Here is an 18,076-nt window from a genome sequence, read left to right on the forward strand (position 1 = left end):
GGTGCATGAGTCCCTGCCCCCGTACCCGCAGCAGCCGCCCCAGCCCCTGCCGGGCGGTGTCCGGCACTACCGGCCCCGCCGGGCCCTGTGGGACACCCTCTGGGACAACAAGGCGGTCCGCGCGGGCGGGCTGATCCTGCTGCTCGCGCTCTGCGGCCTGATCATCCTGGCCCTGGTGCGCGAGCAGACCGGCACGGAGGGCTTCCTCGTCGGCCTCGGCCTGGCCGTCCTGCCCGTGCCGCTGCTGATAGCGGCCTTCCGCTGGATGGACCGCGTCGAGCCAAAGCCCTGGCGCAACCTGGCCTTCGCCTTCGCGTGGGGCTCCTGCGCGGCCACCCTCGTCGCGATCCTCGCGAACGGGTTCGCGACGAAGTGGCTCATGAACACCATCGATGTCACCGACCGCGCACGGGCGGCAGGCTGGGGCGCCACCTTCGTGGCCCCGGTGGTGGAGGAAAGCGCAAAGGCGGCAGCCGTCCTCCTCCTCTTCACCTTCCGCCGCCGGGACTTCAACGGCCTCCTCGACGGCGTCGTCTTCGCCGGCATCACGGCCACGGGCTTCGCCTTCACCGAGAACATCCTCTACCTCGGCAACGCGTTCGCCTCGGACCAGAGCTTCGGCCACGAGGGTCTGCCGTCGACGACGGCGGCAACGTTCTTCGTCCGCGTCCTGATGTCCCCGTTCGCGCACCCGCTCTTCACGTCGATGACGGGAGTGGGCTTCGGCATAGCGGCGTCACTCGCGCCGCGCCGACGGGTGTTGAGGGCGGTGGTCCCCGTCCTGGGCCTCCTGACCGCCATGACCCTGCACGGCATCTGGAACGGCTCGGCAAGCCTGCCCGGCCTGGGCTTCCTGGCGGTCTACGGCCTGTTCATGGTGCCGGTCTTCGGCGTCCTGACGTGGCTGACGATCTGGTCCCGCCAGAACGAACTCCGCACACTCCGCACCCACCTCCCGGCCTACCAGGCCGCGGGCTGGCTGACATGGCCGGAGCCGCTGGCCCTCTCCTCGATGCGCGCCCGAGGCATAGCCCGCGACACGGCCCGCCGCCAGGGCGGCGCCCCGGCGGCGCGTGTGGTGGCGGAGTACATATCCTTCGCGACGTCTTTGGCCTTCCTGCGCCAGCGGGCGTACCGAGGGCTGGGGCTGGAGGACTTCGGGGTGCGGGAGCAGGAGCTGCTGCACCACTTGTGGGTGCGGAGGGATGTGGCGCAGCCGGCGTTGGCGGTGGCGGCGGGGGTGGGGGCTGGTGTGGGGGTTCCGGCGGCAGGGGCGGTGCCGCCGGGGGCGTACGGCGCGCCGGGGGCGGCGCCTTGGGCTTGGCCGGGGGCTCACGGGGCGGGGTGGCCGCCGGGGTGAAGGTGAACGCGCCTCTCTGGACGGCACTACCCTCGGAACCGTGCCTGACGAGACCGAGTGGACGCCCCCTGAAGGATCTTGGGCCTCATCAGCTGCCCGCCGCCGCAACATGCAGGCGATCCGTAACAGGGATACGAAGCCGGAGCAGCTGATCCGGCGCCTTGTACACGCCCAGGGCCTCCGCTACCGCGTCGCGGCGAGACCGCTCCCGGATCTGCGCCGCACTGCAGACCTCGTCTTCCGCCCGGCCAAGGTCGCCGTCTTCATTGACGGCTGCTACTGGCACGGCTGTCCGGAGCACTACGTGGCGCCCCGGACCAACTCGGGCTACTGGTCGGAGAAGGTAGCCCGCAACGTCGCGCGCGACCGGGACACGGATGAACGACTCATTGCTGCGGGCTGGATGGTGCTCCGGTTCTGGGAGCACGAAGCTTCAGACGCTTGCTGCCTCAAGATCATCAACACTGTCCGAAACCGACGCGCTGAGCTCGGCCTCCCGCCGAGCAGCAGGGACTAGATCAGCCTCGGCTACGGCTGGACACGAACCTTGCTGGCCTCCCGGTCGGAGAACGGCAGCGATAGCCCTTCCCACAGCCTCGGCGACTGGCGGCGGAAAGGCGTTGCCTACCTGACGGTAGCGGGCCGTCTTACCACTGCCCTCGAACTTCCAGTGCCGGGGAAATCCCTGGATGATCGCCGCCTGCTCAACAGTGAGCATCGGCCCCTTTTCCCGGAAAAGGTCCCGTTCGGGTCGGCAATCATCTTTATCGTTGGCAACCCCCATGGCGTCTACGCCCAGGAGAGCCCATGCAGCCTTAGCCCTGCTAGGGCCAAGGTCAGCCCCCCCGTGCTTCTTAGAACCACCGACGAGTGTGGGGGCCTCCGTGCCACGCAGCTTGGCCATCTTCCGCCACTTTTTGAGGGCTTCCTGCCCCTTGGCACCGTGAGGCGCGTACCGCTCCCGCATTGTCTCTTCGAGAGCCTCGGCAACGGTGACGATCTTCTCGCCACCAACCGGCCACTCGAACTTGACGTCCTTCAGGTACCTCTTGTCAATCATGACAAGAATGGCTCGAGGGCGCAGCTGAGGCACCCCGTAGTCACGAGCTTCAATCAGCTCCCAGCCACAGAACTCATACTCGTATCCCTCAAGTTCCTGCACGATCTTGTCGCGCATAGAACTGAACTTCGCATCGAGAATCCCACGAACATTCTCGATCATCACAGCCTTTGGCCGAAGTTGATCTACAAGCTCAAGCATCCGAGGAAAGAGGTCTCTCTCGTCCTCCTCGCCAAGCTGGTGACCCGCAACAGAGAACGGAGGGCAAGGCACGCCGCCTGCGAGGAGATCAAGGTCGCCGGGCCTAAGGCCGAATCCGACGAGCTGCTCGTGCTTGAAAGGGTCAACGTCGTTGACATCTGCCTCTACAACTTGGCAGCCAGCCCAATCAGGGTGATTCTCCACATTCTTACGCAACGTCTTGCACGCATGCTTGTCGATCTCCAGCAGGGCCAGGTGACGAAACCCCGCGTTGTGCAGACCGACCGCCTGGCCGCCGGCACCCGCACAGATCTCGATCGAGGTCAACGGCTCAGTCTCTGGGGCTACTCGGCCGTTGACTCGCACGGCGGACTCCTCCTGGTACAGACGAAGACGGATGCTCAAGTTTCGCAGAGAGAGCAGCGCGCCACTGCCATCCCGTCCAGGAGTCTCCCAGGCGTGGCGAAGGCCGCCCCGAGCAGGGGCGGCCTTCGCAGTTCAAGATTCCGCTTTCTACCTTTTTATCCGCATGTGCTGAAGCAGTGCCGCCATGTCACTGGGAGCAAGCCCCGCAGCCACCGACGGCTCTTCCTGCAGGTCAGACAGCTGCTGCACCGAAGGGTCATCGAGGATCTTGCCCATGAAGTCGAGCTTCTGATCGAGTCGTACTTCCACCACCTGATCGACCGTGTTGCGCACGGCCAGCACCGTCACACGCGTCTTGGTGCCAGGCGCAAGACCGAGGCGGTGGATCCGGTCGAGGCTTTGCAGGAACCGTCCAGCCATGAAGTCACGATCCACATACACAGCGTCATGACAGACGTGATGCAGGCTGATCCCCTCACCCAATGTTGCAGGGTTAGAGATCAGCACCTTGCACGACGGGTCCTCACGGAACCGCCGGAGCTGCTCATCACGATCAAGGGTCCCCCCGTGCACGACAGCCGGGCTGTACGCCTCAAGCAGACGCTCCAGAGTGGTCAGGCTGCGCACGAACGTAGTCCAAACCAGCGTCTTGCGCCCCCGGGCCGCATTCTCAGCGACGATCGCGGCAGCTTCCTTGTACTTCGGCGACAGCTCGTAGTCGGGAAGCTTCTGCATCAATGAGAAAAGCGAGTGGCCCTGCGGGATCTCCAGCGGCGGCAACTGGTAAGCCAACGGCTCGTACCGACTTGCCCCCTCAAGCAGCAGTGCCGGGCTCGTAGCGGCCATGAGCAGACGCAGTGCCGTCTTGCCCAGAGAGCTGAGGTCCTCACGGGCATTGCCGGCCTTAGCCCCGTTCACCACAGCGTTGTAGATCTCGGCGTGCAGGTCCGGCATGTCCAGGTACCTCATCCGCAAATCCATCGGAGGCAGACCCAGTTCCTGCTTCGTTGTCCTGGTAAACAACGGCCGCAGAACAGTGCTTGCATGACTGAGGTCACCCCCGGCCACAGCCTGCGCAACGGTTCGCTGCCCGTGCCCCGGCCAGACGAAGCCCAGCAGGTTCTCCAAGTCCTTTGTCCCGTTAGGAGCCGGCGTACCAGTAAGGATCAGGCGACGCCGCGCAAGCGGGCCGAGGGCCATGCAGGCCGCACCGTACGTCCCCCGCGCACCGAGCTTCATCCGGTGCGCCTCATCAAGGATGATCATCGAGGGCGCCTCCTTGAGCCATCTGGCGAGGTTCCCCAGTGAACGGTCAAGCCGCTCGTAGTTGACGATGAGTACCTCTGCCCAGCGGTCAAGCCCTCGGTCCAGTACATACGGACGCAACGGGGACCTGAAGCACCGACCCGTCTCGTCATGCCACGACTCGTATGCCGACTTTGGACAGACGACCAGAAGCTTCCTCACCGCCCCCTTGGCCTTCTGGGCGGCGTATACGGCAAGCCCTACGCGGGTCTTGCCGGCTCCGGGAACACTGAAGTTTGCTCCGTGCTGGAGCGACAGCAACTTCGCGATATCCCTGCACTGGAACTCACTCAGCTCAGCCACCCACGCATCCCCGAGCAGACTGGGCACGTCGTCCGGGTCGACCCCTTCGTGCTGCTCCTGGCCATCGAGTCGCTTCTTGACCGTTTCAGCATCCTGGATGACCCCAACTACCAGGTCGCGGAGCTCAGGAGCCCAGTCCACGCCGACGTGATGGGGCCAAGCACTGATGTGGTTCAGTCCTGCCAAGAGGTCATCGAGGTCAACTGACACAGACAGCTGGCCAAGCTGGCCGCCCGTGCGGAAACGGGAAGCCAGCTGGACAAGGTCCTCGCGGTACTTCTCGGTCGTCCTCAGAACGACCCTGGTCCGCGTTTCATCAAAGGCAAGATACAGAGAGGTCTCCGCGGCGGCCTCCGGCATCAGGAGCCCTCCGCAGTTGCAGCCGCGAGAAGCCACGCAACCCCGTCGCCCGGGTGGGGAAGTCCCCGGCCCGCCTGCTGAGCAAGCTTGCGGAGACTCCCGCGAAGCCTCAGCACTGCTTCGTCGAATGCCTCCTCATCAAGGCTACGCGTGGCGCGAGCCTGCACCAGGTCGACTACGCACTGATCGATGTCAGCACACGCTTCAGCAAGGCGGGCGGGAGCAAGCTGCTGCCGCTTCCGGACACGAGCATCCCGGCCAGCGGCGTCAATTGCCTTGTCAAACGCGGCCCTTGCACTATCAACGATGTCCTGTGCCTGGCTCTTCTCGCCATCGGGCAGTTCAGACTCCGCGCTCCGGGCGGTGGCCTTGGCCCGCAAGATCTGGTCATTGAGGGCACGAGCCGCCGACACGGCGGACGACGATGCCGGCACTGACATGCCGAGCCCCGGCACCGCGACAGCCTCCTGCTGAACTGCCGCACTGCTCACGTTCAAACTCTCCGGCAGGCTGTCATCCAGATAGCCCTTCTCGAAGAACGTCTCGTCGATATGCCGGATGTCCGTCTTAGCGAAATCCAGGAGGATAGCTGCCAGCCGCCATTCCTTCAGTACCTCGGCCTGGTCCCGGTCAACCGACTCCAGCTTCTCGTAAAGGCGGTGAAGTTCCTTGAGCTTCTCCTGGTCGTTCTCGAAGTCAACCAGCCGAAGGGCCACACTGCCCCCACTCTTGCTGCGATCGATCAGATCCCGGATCGTGCCCAGAATCCAACGCTCCTGAAAATAGGTGCGCTTCTGGATTCGGAACTCCTTGGCGATTGCCTCCGGCGTCCGGCCCAGGGACGCCTGTTCCTCCATGGCAAGGAGGCGGTTAATGTACGTGTAGTCCCGCCGGTGGTCCTCCCGAAGCTGCAAGGACAGCTCAACGGCATTGATGTCCACCCAGGTGAAGGACTCAGGGAGAACACCCACCCGCATGGACTGGGCGCCGATCTCCCTAAGAGCAGCAGCCCTGGTGTTCCCGTTGACCAGAATGCCGTGGCGCGTCACAAGACCCGGATCGTTCTGGCCGAACTTCTGCAGGTCATCCTTCAGCTTGTCGAAGGCAGAATCCCTGCGGTCCGGGTCAGCCGGCTCAGCCTGCAGCAAGAATTCAAGGTACTCCTGGCTTTCCGCAGACCACGGGTCCTTCTCAAGGGCCTTGTCACGCACCGGATTATGGCTGCGCTGCGCACGGATGCGGTGCGTTCCGGGGTTGTAGTAGAGGCCGTTGAGCGGGAGGTCAATCACTTCAACGTGGTACGGCTGCCCGTTCCAGTCAATGGTGACTGACTCGCGGGTGTCCCCCGAACTCTTGACCTCTTCCAGCCGCTTGGCAATCAGCTCGCTAAACTCGGCAGCGCGCGGCGGAGGAGTGAACTCCAGCATACTCTGTCCCATTCCTTAGTTACTCGCCCTCGCCGCCGGTCACGGCCTTTATGAACGCCTCGCGAGATTCCTCCGGAAGCGTCCTGTACATGCCCCACAGCTTCTCGAGCTGTCCCCGCTCCCGGCGATCCGCCGTGATCCACTCCACGAGGACCGTACGCTCCAGCGGCGCGAGCGCCTTCACGTCACCAAGCAGCTTGCCCAGATCAATCTCGCGCCCAGCGCCTGCACGACACTGGTCGCACTCAGTAACGAGCTGCACGGAAGTCGTTCCATCCGCCAAGCGCACCTTGCGGCGCGTCACGCCGAGCTTGGAGGTCGCAACGCCGCCGTCATACACCTCGCCCACACCAATCCCGCAGGTCCGGCACAGGAAGTTGTCGGCCATGAAGACCTTGTCCCGTTCCGCCTTGGAGAGGCTGGTCTTGTGTTTCGGCAGCTTGGCCTGGCCCGGCTTCCAGATCTCTGCGCCCCGGCTGACGTACCGCTGCTCTTCCAGCTTCAGAGCCGGATCATCCCGGTTCGTGTCGATCTGCCATCCATAGTCCCGCAGTTCACGAACCCGCCGGTCGATCTGTGCGACGTCGGGAAACGCCTTCCGCAGCGCGGCCTTGGTGAAGATCTCACCTTCCCCCACCTCCGTTTCCAGCCAGAGGGCCGCCCGGATCCTGCCCCCAAAAGCCTTGTCCTGCCACGACGGCATCACCATCTAGATCCTCCGATCACCTTGTTGCGACGCACTGGCGTCACGCCGCGGGCATCAGAAGACGCTCCGCGACACCGTGTCCCCCCGGATCTCCGGCGGTAGATCCATTGACGCACCGTCACCGAACAGAGGTCCAGCGAAATCAAGTGTTGCGCTGCAACGAGTCAACATGCCGTGCGGCACAATCAGCCATGGGGACCGGCATGACCGAGGGGGGAACACTGATGCGAGCAGGGCAAGTGGGAACGAAGGTCCGCGGGGACTTGCCGCCAGGGAGGCGCAGGCTCCGGGAGACCTTGGTGACGTTGTACGGACACATGGACGCCCCAACGCTGGCCTCCGCTGCGCAGCAGCTCGCCGAGAAGGGTTACTCGAAAGATCCGAGCGAGATATCGCGCTACCTGAACGGTTGGCGGCTTCCACCAGCGAATTTTGTCCTGCGCCTCTACGAAGTCGCCGTTGACCAGGCTGGGGTCGCGGCGGTGGGACTGACCGAAGAAGAACTGCTCAAGGTCCACTCCGACGCCGAGCCGACGCTGTGCAGAACATGCCCGCAGCTGCGCCGGAAGAACCGAGACCTTCGAGGCAAGATCAGAGAGCTCCGTGATCAAAAGGCCGGCCTGGAGGCAGCTCTGGCCAGTGCGGAGTCTCAGCCAAAGATCCTGCCGGTCCACCCGTCGGGTGGGGACCGGCAGGACTTCACCCGCGACGTGGCCGCCGCGATCCACATCGCCAATCGCATGGGCGACCTGCACCAGCAGGGTGATCGGGCCGCCGCGCTCGCGCTGCTGCGGGACACAACGGAGGTCCTGACACCGGCAGAAAGCGCGGCAGCTCTCGTCCTGCTCCGCCAGCAGGAACAAGAACAGCTCGCGGACACCTTGATCCATATCTATGGCAGGGACCAGTCCCACGCCAACGTCATACGTATGGCCCTAGCGCTACATGAGTACGGCCTGCCAGGTGACGCCGGCGCCATACTTCGATCAGCCACGCGGTAACGCCAGCACGGGAAACCTGGGAGGTGCCCCGGCTCAGGACCCGCCCACGACAGTGCGGTTCCGGGCCAGCCAGGCGGCCCGAACTGACCAGCCCTGAACCGAGAGGACCTGGCCCGACTGCGCCGGGAGAACCAGCACAGTCGGGCCAGGCCCCTCACAGGCCACGGCCTTCTTCGCAGTAGAGAGCGGCTGAACGGGCCTCTTTGATCGAGGCAAGGGGGCCGACTTCTGCGCTTTCACCCCCTTCTGCCACATACCCCTTGCGGCTTCCTTGACTACCACGTCGTCAGCGGGCGGCTGTCATCCACCAACGCGCAACTCAGCCTCGAAGCGCTTCCGCGCCTGCTCAAGTGCCATGTCCGAACCGACCCCGTGGGCATGGAACCAATGGAGAAGGTCAGCGATCAATACGGTGGCCGCCTGCTGGGCACCAGCACCCCATGCCGAATTGCCGTGCTGGGTCAGTGAGTCAGTGATCCGGCGCGTCGTCGGTTCGCGTGAGGTGATGAGCGAGCAACTTGAACACCTGCTGCTGACCAACGAGTCGCCCGACGTCACCCTGCAAGTGCTGCCCTTCGCCAGAGGTGCTCATGCAGCAGCCATGGGCAGCTTTATGATCCTCGGCGGGGTTGAGCCGTCACTCGATGTTGTGTACGTCGACATCCACGTCGGGTCGCTCTTCATGGAGAAGGAAGAAGAGTTGGAGCGATACAGACTTGCGTTCGACTACCTGCGCGTCCAAGCGTTGGACATGGCGGCCACCTCCGCCCTCATCAAGCGCGTTCTCAGGGAGATGTGATGCAGGGAGTACCCTCAGCGATACCGAGGGAAGCTTGGTTCAAGTCCTCGTACAGCGGCGCCGGCACGACGGAATGCGTTGAAGCTGCGCACGCGGATGAGTGCACTGGCGTACGTGACTCCAAGTGCCCGCACGGTGTCATTCTTGCCTTCTCACAAGCTGCCTGGAGCAGCTTCATAGGCGGAATACGAGGAGGCGGACTGGGTTGACCCAAACCGTCCTCCTGGTCCGGACGTCGTCGGCAAGTGCATGATTCAAACGCTCGGAGGCGGCGCCCCTCATTGCGCCGTGCAGCGCCAACAGACCCGGACCCCCGTGCCGGGCCCATCGGCGCGCCGGGACGCGCGGCCTCTACCGCGGAGCCGAACCCGATGCCCCCGCCCGCTTCGTGATCGCATCCCCCATCCGCAGCGCCATCTGTATCTGGCTCTCGTCCCTGTGCGTCGGCGTCCACGAGTACACCGCCGTGCGCTGCAGGTCCCGCGTCGCCATCACCGCCGAGTTGTAGCCGTACCGCTCCCCCGTCTTGCCCCACAACGTCACGCCGTTGATCGTGACCGTCTGAAGGCCCTTGCTGTAGCGGGCCGGGGTGCCGTCCACCATGCGCACCTCGGGTGCCGGCATCTCGAACATCTTGTTCAGGGTCGCCTTCGGCAAAACCTTGCCCGGCGTGAACAGGGCCTTGATGAAGCGCTCCAAGTCGCCCGTCGTCGAGATGACTTCGCCCTCGCCCCACGCCTCCGACTGGTTGTACTCCGTCGCGTCCTTCAGCGTGCCGTCCGACATCGCCAGGTAGCCGTGGACGTGCGGGCCGTGGAGCTTCGGGTCGTTGCCCGGGAAGGACGTGTGGTGCAGGCCCAGGGGGCGCAGGATGCGGTCGCCGATGGCCTTGCCGTACGGCTTGCCCGTCACCTTTTCCAGCAGCATGGACGCCAGGACGTAGTTCATGCCCCGGTACTCCTGCTTCGTGCCCGGCGTGAACTTCATCGGCGCGTTCCCGGGGAGGGTGGCCACTATCTGCTTCGGAGTCCAGTGATCGTCGCGGTGGGCGAGGATCTGTTCCGGGGTGTTCTTCTGCTGAGACGGTGGGATGACCTCGCTCGGCAAACCGCTTGTGTGGTCGAGGAGTTGGGAGGCCTTGATCGGGGCGTAGCTCTTCGGCAGCACGCCCGGCAGGTAGTTCTGGATCGGCTTGTCCAGGTCCACCCGGCCCTCCGCCGACAGTTGCAGGACCGCCGCCGCCACGAACATCTTCGTGATGCTGCCCGCCCGGAAGGTGTCGTCCTGGCGTATCGGGGCGCCCGTCCCGCGGTTCGCCACGCCTGCCGTGCCGTACCAGCTTCCCGCGGTGCCGCCGACGCGGAGCTGGGCGGCCGTCGCCTGCGGGTGGTCGAGGTCGGAGACGGCTGCGCGCAACGCGGCGGTGTCGAGACGGGGAAGCGTCGTCGCAGACGTCCTCGGCGCCGCGAGCGCGGTCGGGGCCGCAACGCCCGTGAGGAGGGCGGCAGTCAGCGTGGCGCCCACGAGGGACCTGCGGGACAAGAAGGTCGGAGTCATGGAGATCATGGTTCCGGCGCAGGGCCCGCCCTGCCATCCGGGGCTAGCCCCCACCCTCCCCCGATGTCTCCCCGGGACAATGCTCAGGGTTAGCCTCAGGGTCACCCCACTCTTCAGGGAGGTTTGCCCATGAGGATTCCCGCGTCCCTCGTCTCCGCCACCGGGCTCGTCGGCGGGTACGCCGTCGCCCGGTGGACCGGGAAGCGGCCCCTCGGCGGTGTCGTGCTCGCCACCGCCGGGGCCACCGCCGCGCGGGAGTGGAACGCCCGGGGCGGGGCCGCGACGGCCGCCGCCCTCACCGGGCTCTACGTCGCCGCCTTCGGCGGGTCGCACCCGCTCGCCAAGAAGGTCGGCGCGTGGCCGTCCGTCCTCGGCGTGGCGGGTGCCATGGCCCTCACCTCCTGGGCTGTGACAGAGCGCAAGCGCTGAGCGGCTACGCCGACGCCTCCGTCAGGCGCGCCACCTCCGCCTCCGTGAGCTGCAGGTCCGCGACCGCCAGGAGCGCCGGCAGCTGCTCCACCGTGCGCGCGCTCGCCAGCGGCGAGGCCACCGTCGGCTGCGCCGCCAGCCACGCCAGCGCCACGGTCGCGATCTCGGCGTCGTGTGCAGCCGCAATCTCGTCCAGCGCGGCGAGGACGCGCGGGCCGCGCTCGGACTTCAGGTGCTCGGCCGCCGTGCCCGCACGCGCGCTGTCCACGTCCGCCCCCGGCCGGTACTTGCCGGTCAGGAAGCCCGAGGCGAGTGCGTAGTACGGGACGGCGGCCAGGCCGTGTTCGGCGGCCACGTCCGCCAGGTCGCCCTCGTACGTGTCACGCGACACCAGGTTGTAGTGCGGCTGGATGGCGACGTATTTGGCAATGCCGTTCGCCTCCGAGAAGTTGAGCGCCTCGGTCAGGCGGTCGGCGGTGATGTTGGAGGCCGCGATCTCGCGGACCTTGCCCTCCTTCACCAGGGCGTCCAGGGCCGTGAGGAACTCCTCCACCGGCACCGACAGGTCGTCGTAGTGCGTGTAGTACAGGTCGATGTGGTCGGTGCGCAGACGGCGCAGGGAGTCCTCCACGCCCGACTTGATGGCGTCGGCGGCCAGGCCGCGCGGTTCGGGAACGCCGGCGCCGACCTTGGTCGCGATGACGACGTCGTCCCGATTGCCGCGTGCGGCCAGCCAGTTGCCGATGATGGTCTCGGATTCGCCGCCCTGGTTGCCCGGCGCCCAGGCCGAGTACACATCCGCGGTGTCGATGAAATTGCCGCCGGCGCCGACGTAGGCGTCCAGGACGGCGAACGACTGGGCTTCGTCCGCCGTCCAGCCGAAGACATTGCCGCCGAGCGCCAGCGGGTGGACGGACAGGTTGCCGATCTTCCGGAAGTTGTCAGCCATAACGTGATCAACTTCCGTGGCCCGGCTGCTATTCCGTGGATCCGCCGTTCCCGCTATTCCGCCGGGGCCGGCGCCGGCAAAGGGTCCGCGGCCACCGAGAGCGGTGTGGCGATGTCCTCCAGGGAGCGGCCTTCCGCCCGTACTGCCAGCAGTGCGGCGGTCAGCCCGGCCAGGCACATCAGCGTGGCGCCGATGTCGAAGGCCAGGACGGTGTCGCCGATGACGCCGCTGCTGGTCAGCTGGGAGAAGAGCAGCGGGCCGCTGATGCCGCCCGCTGCCGTGCCCACCGCGTAGAAGAAGGCGATCGCCATCGCCCGGGTCTCCATCGGGAAGATCTCCGAAACGGTCAGATAGGCACTGCTCGCGCCCGCGGAGGCGAAGAAGAGCACCACCGCCCAGCAGGCCGTGAGCGTGGTCGCGTTCAGGCTGCCGGTGCTGAAGAAATACGCCGTGACGAAGAGCAGGACGCCCGCCAGCAGATACGTCGAGGAGATCATGATGCGCCGGCCGAGCGTGTCGAAGAGCTTTCCGAGGAAGAGGGGGCCGAGGAAGTTGCCCGCGGCTATGACGGCGAAGTAGTAGCCCGTGTGCGACGTGGAGACGCCGAAGAACTTGGTCAGGATCGCGCCGAAGCCGAAGGTGATGGCGTTGTAGAGGAAGGCCTGGCCGACGAAGAGCGCGAGCCCGAGAATCGCCCGCCGCGTGTAGTCCTTGAACAGGGTGCGGGCGATGACGCGGAATCCGATGCTCCCGCGCTGGCGGATGGTGATCCTGCCGGTGGCGGGGGGCAGTGGGGCACCCTTCTCGGCCGCGATGCGTGCCTCGATCGCGTCGACCAGTTCCTCGGCCTCCTCGCCGCGGCCATGGATGAACAGCCACCGTGGACTTTCCGGCACCTGGCGCCGTACGAGCAGGATGACCAGGCCCAGGACGACGCCCAGCCCGAAGGTCAGCCGCCACCCCACGGCACGGGCGAAGATCGCCGTGTCGAGCATCAGTATCGACAGCAGCGAGCCGCCTATTGCACCGAGCCAGAAACTCCCGTTGATGATGAGGTCGACGCGGCCGCGGTAGACGGCCGGGATCAGTTCGTCGATGGCGGAGTTGATGGCCGCGTACTCGCCTCCGATGCCGAAGCCCGTGAGGAAGCGGAAGGTGAAGAACCACCAGGAGCTGAACGAGGCCGCGGTCAGCGCCGTCGCGGCCAGGTAGACCGCGAGCGTCACCATGAAGAGTTTCTTCCGCCCGAATTTATCGGTCAGGCGTCCGAAGAAGAGTGCCCCCGAACACGCCCCCGCCACATAGAGCGCGGCCGCCATGCCGGTGACACCGCCGGAGCTGATCGGCAGGCCGCTGCCTTTTTCGGCGAGCCGGCCGGCGATGTTCCCGACGACCGTCACCTCCAAGCCGTCCAGGATCCAGACCGTTCCCAGTCCGATGACAACCGTCCAGTGCCAGCGCGACCAGGGCAGTCGGTCGAGTCGCGCGGGCACGGACGTGGAGATGGTCCTCGCGGTCGTCACACCATCTGAGTGCCCTATTTGAAGCAGAACATTCTCGGGCAAATGTGCGGGCGAGCGGACGTACGAATGTGCGAAGCGGTCGAGGGTCCGATGACGGCTGAAGGCCCTTGTCTACGGCTGGAGGCCCTTGTCCCGCAGCCACGGCAGCGGGTCCACCGGCCCGCCGCCGCCCGGCCGCACCTCCAGGTGCAGATGCGGACCCGTGACATTGCCGGTCGCGCCGACCCGTCCGATGACATCGCCCGCCGCCACCTTGCCGGACGTGACCACCATCGACGACAGGTGGCAGAACCACAGCTCCGTGCCGTCGTCCTGGGTCAGGACGATGCGGTAGCCGTACGCACCCGCCCAGCCCGCCTGAGTGATCGTGCCGCCGCCGACCGCCTTGACGGGCGTGCCCGTCGGAGCGGCGAAATCCTCGCCCGTGTGATTCGCGGACCACATGTTTCCCGACTGCCCGAATCCCGCGGTGAGGGTGTACGAGCCGACCGGAAGAACGTACGAACCGTGTTCGCTGCGCGACGGCGCCGCGGGCTTCTGCGTTTCGGGACCGGCGGCGTCCGCGGCCTTGCCCTCGGCCTTGTCCCCGGCCTGCGGAGCCTGCTGGTTTTCCTCGGCCTGTTCCTGCGCCTTCGCCTTCGCCGTCTCCTCGGCCGCGGTCTTGCGGTGCGCGTCCTCCGCGGCCTTCGCCTCGCTCTCGCGGGCGGCCTCCTCGGCGGAGTCCTGCTGGTGCTCGGCCTGCTGGAGAATACGGGCCCGCAGCGCTTCGCCGGCGTCCGCGGCGTTCTGCGCCAATGCGGGAGCGGAGGCCGGGTCGTTCACCGGTTCGGATGCTTCGCGCGATGCGGCGGGAGCCGGGGATTCCTCTTCGACCACTCCGAGCAGTTTTCCGGCCATCTCCGGCAATTCCTTCAGGTCCGGTACGTCCGGCACGGATATCGGCGCCGCCGGACGGTCCTGGGCACTCGCCATACCGCCCGCGCCGACCGCCGCAATGACGCCCACACCGAGAACGGCGCCGCTGCGGGCCATCGAGCCGCCCCGCTGTTTGGCGACCCGGTGCCGGCCGCGTGCGGCGGGCGCGGAGTCCTCGCCGGGGTTCCATTCCTCGGGGCCGGCGGCGGGCGCTTGTCCGTACGCCGCGTACGGGCCCTGGGGGTCGTACGGAACGTGCGGAGCATGGGAACCAGCGTGCGAACTGCCGTCCGGGACCGGGCTGTTGGACGCCACGGGGGCGCACTCCTTTCCTTCCTGCTCGCCTACCGGGTTAGCTGACGGGTTCGAGGAGGAAGGTCCTCTACGGTCCGGCTGCTGCCGGCCCGATTCACCCCAGGGGTTGTGGTTCCCCGGTTCCCTGAAGTTGCTGGTCGCGCAGGTGTAGCCAGACGTGCGGGATTCGGCGAAGGCGCACGGTGCCGCCTCTTGCGGCGGTTTGACGACCGCGCTGCGTTATCGAACGTTAATAGACACGGCAGCCGATTTCCAAGCCGAAAGCATGAATTCACGGGGCTCTTGGGCAGGTTTTGCCATGGGGCGGGCGTGCCGCCCAGATCAAGATCGATTACGCACGGTGCGGGTGCCCGCGGCGGATCGCCAGCAGGGCCATGTCGTCCGCCGTCTCACCGCCCGTGTAACACGCGACGTCCTCGGCCAGGGCATCCAGGAGGGCGTCCGGGCTGCGGAACTGGCGGCCGCTCAGGCGGCGCTCCGCGTCGTAGAAGTTGCCGTCCGCGTCGCGTGCCTCCGTCACGCCGTCCGTGAAGAGGAGGAGCGTCGTTCCCGGCGGGAACTCCCACTCCTGGACGTGATCCGGCCACGTGCCGACCTCCCCCATCCCCAGGGGCAGCGCCGCCGGGCCGCGGTGCACCTCGGTGACGCGGCCCGAGGGGTGGAGCAGGAGCGGGGGCGGGTGGCCGCGGTTGACGAGGCGGAGGGACGAGGCGCCGGGCGGTACTTCGGCCAGGACGGCGGTCGTGAAGCCCTCGCTCTGGTCGAGGTTGGCGCGCCGTGCGCCCTCCCTCTGCAACGCGCGCTCCAGGCGCGCCGCGAGCCCCGCGAGCGTGCGCTCCTGCTCGGCCGCCTCACGGAACGCGCCGATGAGGACGGCGACGGCCTCGACCGCGCCGAGGCCCTTGCCGCGGACGTCACCGACGATCACGCGGACGCCGTGCGGGGTGTCCTGGACCGCGTAGAGGTCGCCGCCGATACGGGCGTCGGCGTGCGCGGCCACGTAGCGCGCGGCGATGCGCAGGCCGCCGATACGGGCCGGGGGCGTCGGGAGGACGGCGCGCTGGGCCGCCTCCGCGATGCCGCGCGCGGAGGCGAGGCGGCGGTCGCCGCGGCGGACGACGTGGTTGATGCCGAGGGCGAGGACGCAGACCGTCACGACGGTGACGACCTCGGTGATGCGCTCCCCGATGTCGATGGCGGTGCGGACCGCGGCCAGGCCGAGGGTGGCGACGATCGCCACGGCTGCCGTGACGAGAGTGAGGCGACGGGAGAGGAGGGCGGCAGCGACGAGCGGGGCTGCGGCGAAGAAAGGGGCGGAGGTGTAGTTGGGGGGTGTTAGGTAGTCGAAGACGAGGCCGCCGATGATGAGGACGGCGGGCGAAGCGGCCACCAGGCGCCGGGTTCCGCCACGTGCGGCGGTTGCCGGGGGTGCCGGTGGCGTGCCTCGGGTCACCTGCCCCAGCCTTGTGCCGGCGGCTGGGCTTGGCGAGCGGGGGTGCGCCGAGTGGGGGTCCGCTGCGCGGGGCGGGGCGACTGCGTCGGGGCGGCTGTGCCGGGGCGACTGCGTCGGGGCTGGGGTGGGGGCGGCACCGCCGGGCTGCGCCGCGGGGGTTGCTCGCCGTTGCGGCGGGGGTGAAGAGGCGGGGCGCCTCTTCGCCTCCCGCCCTTCACCCCCCGTACCGCCTCAGGTCACCCCGTGCCGCCTCAGGTCGCCCCCATCACCTCAAGCCGTCGGCCGCCTGCGGTTCTGGCCGCCGTTGTTGCGGCGGGGGCGGCGGCGCGGGCGCGATGTCGTGGTGGACGCCGGGGACGGCGCCGGGGCCGGGGGTGCGATCGTCACCGGGACGCCGCTCGGCTCGCGAGCACCCGTGATGCGGGCCAGCTCCGCGTCCTCCGCGTGGACGCGCGCCACGTTCGGCGTGATCTTCGCCGTCGCCATCATGCGGCTCATCTCGCGCCGCTGCTCCGGCAGCACCAGCGTCACCACGGTCCCCGACTCGCCCGCGCGAGCGGTCCGGCCACCGCGGTGGAGGTAGTCCTTGTGGTCGACCGGCGGATCGATGTTGACGACGAGGTCCAGGCCGTCGATGTGGATGCCGCGCGCCGCGACGTTCGTCGCGATCAGGGCCGTCACCTGCTCCGTACGGAACTGCTCCAGCACCCGGTTCCGCTGCGGCTGGCTCTTGCCGCCGTGCAGTGCGGCGGCCCGCACCCCCTGCGACAGCAGCCGCTTCACCAGGCGGTCCGCCCCGCGCTTGGTGTCCACGAACATGATCACGCGGCCCTCGCGCGCCGCGATCCGGGTGACCGTGTCCCGCTTGCCGTCCAGGTCCGCGACATGCAGCAGGTGGTGGTCCATCGTGACGACCGCGCCCGCCGACGGGTCCACGGAATGCGTCACCGGGTCCGTCAGGAAGCGGCGCACGAGGCGGTCGACATTGCGGTCGAGGGTCGCGGAGAACAGCATCCGCTGCCCCTCCGGGTCCACCTGGTCCAGCAGCCGAGTGACCTGCGGCAGGAAGCCCATGTCGGCCATCTGGTCGGCCTCGTCCAGGACCGTGACGGTGACATCGCCGAGCGCGCAGTCGCCGCGCTGGATGAGGTCCGCGAGCCGACCCGGCGTCGCGACCATGACCTCCGCGCCGCGCGCGAGGGCCTGGGCCTGGCGGCCGATGGACAGACCGCCGACGACCGTGGTCATCCGCAGGTTGACGGCGGTCGCGTACGGCGCGAGCGAGTCGGTGACCTGCTGCGCGAGCTCGCGGGTGGGGACGAGGACGAGCGCCAGCGGCCGCCCGGGACGGGCGCGCCGCCCGGAGACCGCGGTACGGGCCAGCAGCGCCAGGCCGAAAGCGAGGGTCTTGCCGGAGCCGGTGCGGCCACGGCCGAGGACGTCGCGGCCGCTCAACGAATTGGGAAGGGTCGCCGCCTGGATGGGGAAGGGCTCGGTGACGCCCTGCTGCCGGAGCGTGGTGAGCAGCGCCTCCGGCATGTCCAGCGCGGCGAAGGAATCGACCGGCGGCAGCGCGGGCGTCGTGCTCACCGGGGTCTCGAACTCGCCCTGGAGCGGGGCGGCCGGCCGGCGGCGCGCCGGACGGTCACCACCGGAGCCACCGGAACGGGCGGCGGGGCGGGCGGTGCGCGGCGAACGGGACGGACGGGCAGAGCGGGTCATTCGGGAGCCTTCCCTGAAATCCTGAAGGTGGAGGCGCCAAAAGGGCCCGCACCCAGTGGTGCGGGCCCTTTCGCGTCAAGGTGTGACGCAGCGGATCGTCAGATGGTGACGATGTTCTCCGCCTGCAGGCCCTTCTGGCCCTGCGCGACGTCGAAGGAAACCTTCTGGCCCTCGAGCAGCTCACGGAAGCCGGAGGACGCGATGTTCGAGTAGTGGGCGAAGACGTCGGGACCGCCGCCGTCCTGCTCGATGAAGCCGAAGCCCTTTTCCGAGTTGAACCACTTCACGACACCAGTAGCCATGTCTATCTCCTTTGAGGGGTGGG

The 18,076-nt window shown here is 67.6% G+C and carries 16 protein-coding genes, 1 pseudogene and 1 riboswitch; of the genes and pseudogenes, 6 read left to right on the forward strand and 11 right to left on the reverse strand.

The window, feature by feature from the left end; genetic code table 11:
- The first annotated feature begins 1 nt into the window (after position 1).
- Entirely contained in the window at positions 2 to 1,360 is a 1,359-nt protein-coding gene (locus tag HG542_RS27850) for a PrsW family intramembrane metalloprotease (RefSeq protein ID WP_171086174.1), read from the forward strand.
- A gap of 40 nt (positions 1,361 to 1,400) precedes the next feature.
- Complete coding sequence (locus HG542_RS27855) at positions 1,401 to 1,877, forward strand: very short patch repair endonuclease (protein WP_171086176.1); 477 nt, start codon at positions 1,401 to 1,403, stop codon at positions 1,875 to 1,877.
- On the opposite strand, the gene HG542_RS27860 is transcribed toward HG542_RS27855, so the two are convergent.
- The 4 genes from HG542_RS27860 to HG542_RS27875 all read right to left on the reverse strand — a co-directional run bounded on the left by HG542_RS27860 (position 1,794) and on the right by HG542_RS27875 (position 7,091).
- Positions 1,794 to 2,948: a DNA cytosine methyltransferase gene (locus HG542_RS27860; protein ID WP_229922639.1), complete on the reverse strand. Its 1,155-nt coding sequence runs from the start codon at positions 2,946 to 2,948 to the stop codon at positions 1,794 to 1,796. The two genes, HG542_RS27855 and HG542_RS27860, sit on opposite strands and share 84 nt — an antisense overlap.
- A gap of 186 nt (positions 2,949 to 3,134) precedes the next feature.
- Positions 3,135 to 4,955: a DEAD/DEAH box helicase gene (locus HG542_RS27865; RefSeq protein WP_171086179.1), complete on the reverse strand. Its 1,821-nt coding sequence runs from the start codon at positions 4,953 to 4,955 to the stop codon at positions 3,135 to 3,137.
- On the reverse strand, positions 4,955 to 6,382 hold the full coding sequence (locus tag HG542_RS27870; RefSeq protein ID WP_171086181.1) for a ParB N-terminal domain-containing protein: 1,428 nt from the start codon (positions 6,380 to 6,382) through the stop codon (positions 4,955 to 4,957). The genes HG542_RS27865 and HG542_RS27870 overlap by 1 nt, the downstream gene beginning before the upstream one ends.
- Before the next feature lie 19 nt (positions 6,383 to 6,401).
- Complete coding sequence (locus HG542_RS27875; RefSeq protein ID WP_171086183.1) at positions 6,402 to 7,091, reverse strand: KpnI family restriction enzyme N-terminal domain-containing protein; 690 nt, start codon at positions 7,089 to 7,091, stop codon at positions 6,402 to 6,404.
- Positions 7,092 to 7,387: 296 nt separating this feature from the next.
- Between HG542_RS27875 and HG542_RS27880 the strand changes: the two genes are divergently transcribed.
- The 3 genes and pseudogenes from HG542_RS27880 (at position 7,388) to HG542_RS27890 (ending at position 9,097) form a co-directional block, all read left to right on the forward strand.
- Positions 7,388 to 8,089 (forward strand): hypothetical protein, encoded by a 702-nt coding sequence (locus HG542_RS27880; protein WP_171086184.1) that lies wholly within the window; start codon positions 7,388 to 7,390, stop codon positions 8,087 to 8,089.
- Positions 8,090 to 8,549: 460 nt separating this feature from the next.
- A pseudogene (locus tag HG542_RS27885) lies at positions 8,550 to 8,888 on the forward strand (DUF5753 domain-containing protein); the annotation flags it as partial.
- On the forward strand, positions 8,888 to 9,097 hold the full coding sequence (locus HG542_RS27890; RefSeq protein ID WP_171086186.1) for a DUF397 domain-containing protein: 210 nt from the start codon (positions 8,888 to 8,890) through the stop codon (positions 9,095 to 9,097). The pseudogene HG542_RS27885 and the gene HG542_RS27890, both read left to right, overlap by 1 nt.
- A 142-nt stretch (positions 9,098 to 9,239) precedes the next feature.
- Here HG542_RS27890 and HG542_RS27895 read toward each other — a convergent pair whose 3' ends face one another.
- The gene (locus HG542_RS27895; RefSeq protein ID WP_171086188.1) at positions 9,240 to 10,445 is read right to left on the reverse strand and encodes a serine hydrolase domain-containing protein; all 1,206 of its coding nucleotides are present in this window, start codon (positions 10,443 to 10,445) and stop codon (positions 9,240 to 9,242) included.
- A gap of 129 nt (positions 10,446 to 10,574) precedes the next feature.
- On the opposite strand from HG542_RS27895, the gene HG542_RS27900 reads away from it, so the two are divergent.
- Positions 10,575 to 10,874 (forward strand): hypothetical protein, encoded by a 300-nt coding sequence (locus HG542_RS27900; RefSeq protein WP_171086190.1) that lies wholly within the window; start codon positions 10,575 to 10,577, stop codon positions 10,872 to 10,874.
- Positions 10,875 to 10,878: 4 nt separating this feature from the next.
- On the opposite strand, the gene HG542_RS27905 is transcribed toward HG542_RS27900, so the two are convergent.
- The 6 genes from HG542_RS27905 to HG542_RS27930 form a co-directional block, all read right to left on the reverse strand.
- Positions 10,879 to 11,823 carry an aldo/keto reductase gene (locus tag HG542_RS27905; RefSeq protein ID WP_171086192.1) on the reverse strand — a complete coding sequence of 315 codons (945 nt, stop codon included), beginning with the start codon at positions 11,821 to 11,823 and terminating at the stop codon, positions 10,879 to 10,881.
- Positions 11,824 to 11,876: 53 nt separating this feature from the next.
- The gene (locus HG542_RS27910; RefSeq protein WP_227723456.1) at positions 11,877 to 13,346 is read right to left on the reverse strand and encodes an MFS transporter; all 1,470 of its coding nucleotides are present in this window, start codon (positions 13,344 to 13,346) and stop codon (positions 11,877 to 11,879) included.
- Positions 13,347 to 13,457: 111 nt separating this feature from the next.
- Positions 13,458 to 14,576: a peptidoglycan DD-metalloendopeptidase family protein gene (locus tag HG542_RS27915; RefSeq protein ID WP_229922640.1), complete on the reverse strand. Its 1,119-nt coding sequence runs from the start codon at positions 14,574 to 14,576 to the stop codon at positions 13,458 to 13,460.
- Positions 14,577 to 14,588: 12 nt separating this feature from the next.
- Positions 14,589 to 14,757, reverse strand: a riboswitch (cyclic di-AMP (ydaO/yuaA leader).
- A 150-nt stretch (positions 14,758 to 14,907) separates the two neighbouring features.
- On the reverse strand, positions 14,908 to 15,966 hold the full coding sequence (locus tag HG542_RS27920; RefSeq protein WP_373313134.1) for a PP2C family protein-serine/threonine phosphatase: 1,059 nt from the start codon (positions 15,964 to 15,966) through the stop codon (positions 14,908 to 14,910).
- A gap of 333 nt (positions 15,967 to 16,299) precedes the next feature.
- Entirely contained in the window at positions 16,300 to 17,751 is a 1,452-nt protein-coding gene (locus HG542_RS27925; protein WP_171086194.1) for a DEAD/DEAH box helicase, read from the reverse strand.
- A 98-nt stretch (positions 17,752 to 17,849) separates the two neighbouring features.
- Positions 17,850 to 18,053, reverse strand: a complete 204-nt coding sequence (locus tag HG542_RS27930) for a cold-shock protein (protein WP_171086196.1) — start codon at positions 18,051 to 18,053, stop codon at positions 17,850 to 17,852.
- Positions 18,054 to 18,076: the final 23 nt, after the last annotated feature.

Origin of the sequence: Streptomyces morookaense (assembly GCF_013030945.1) — a bacterium.
GTDB classification, from domain to species: domain Bacteria; phylum Actinomycetota; class Actinomycetes; order Streptomycetales; family Streptomycetaceae; genus Streptomyces; species Streptomyces morookaensis.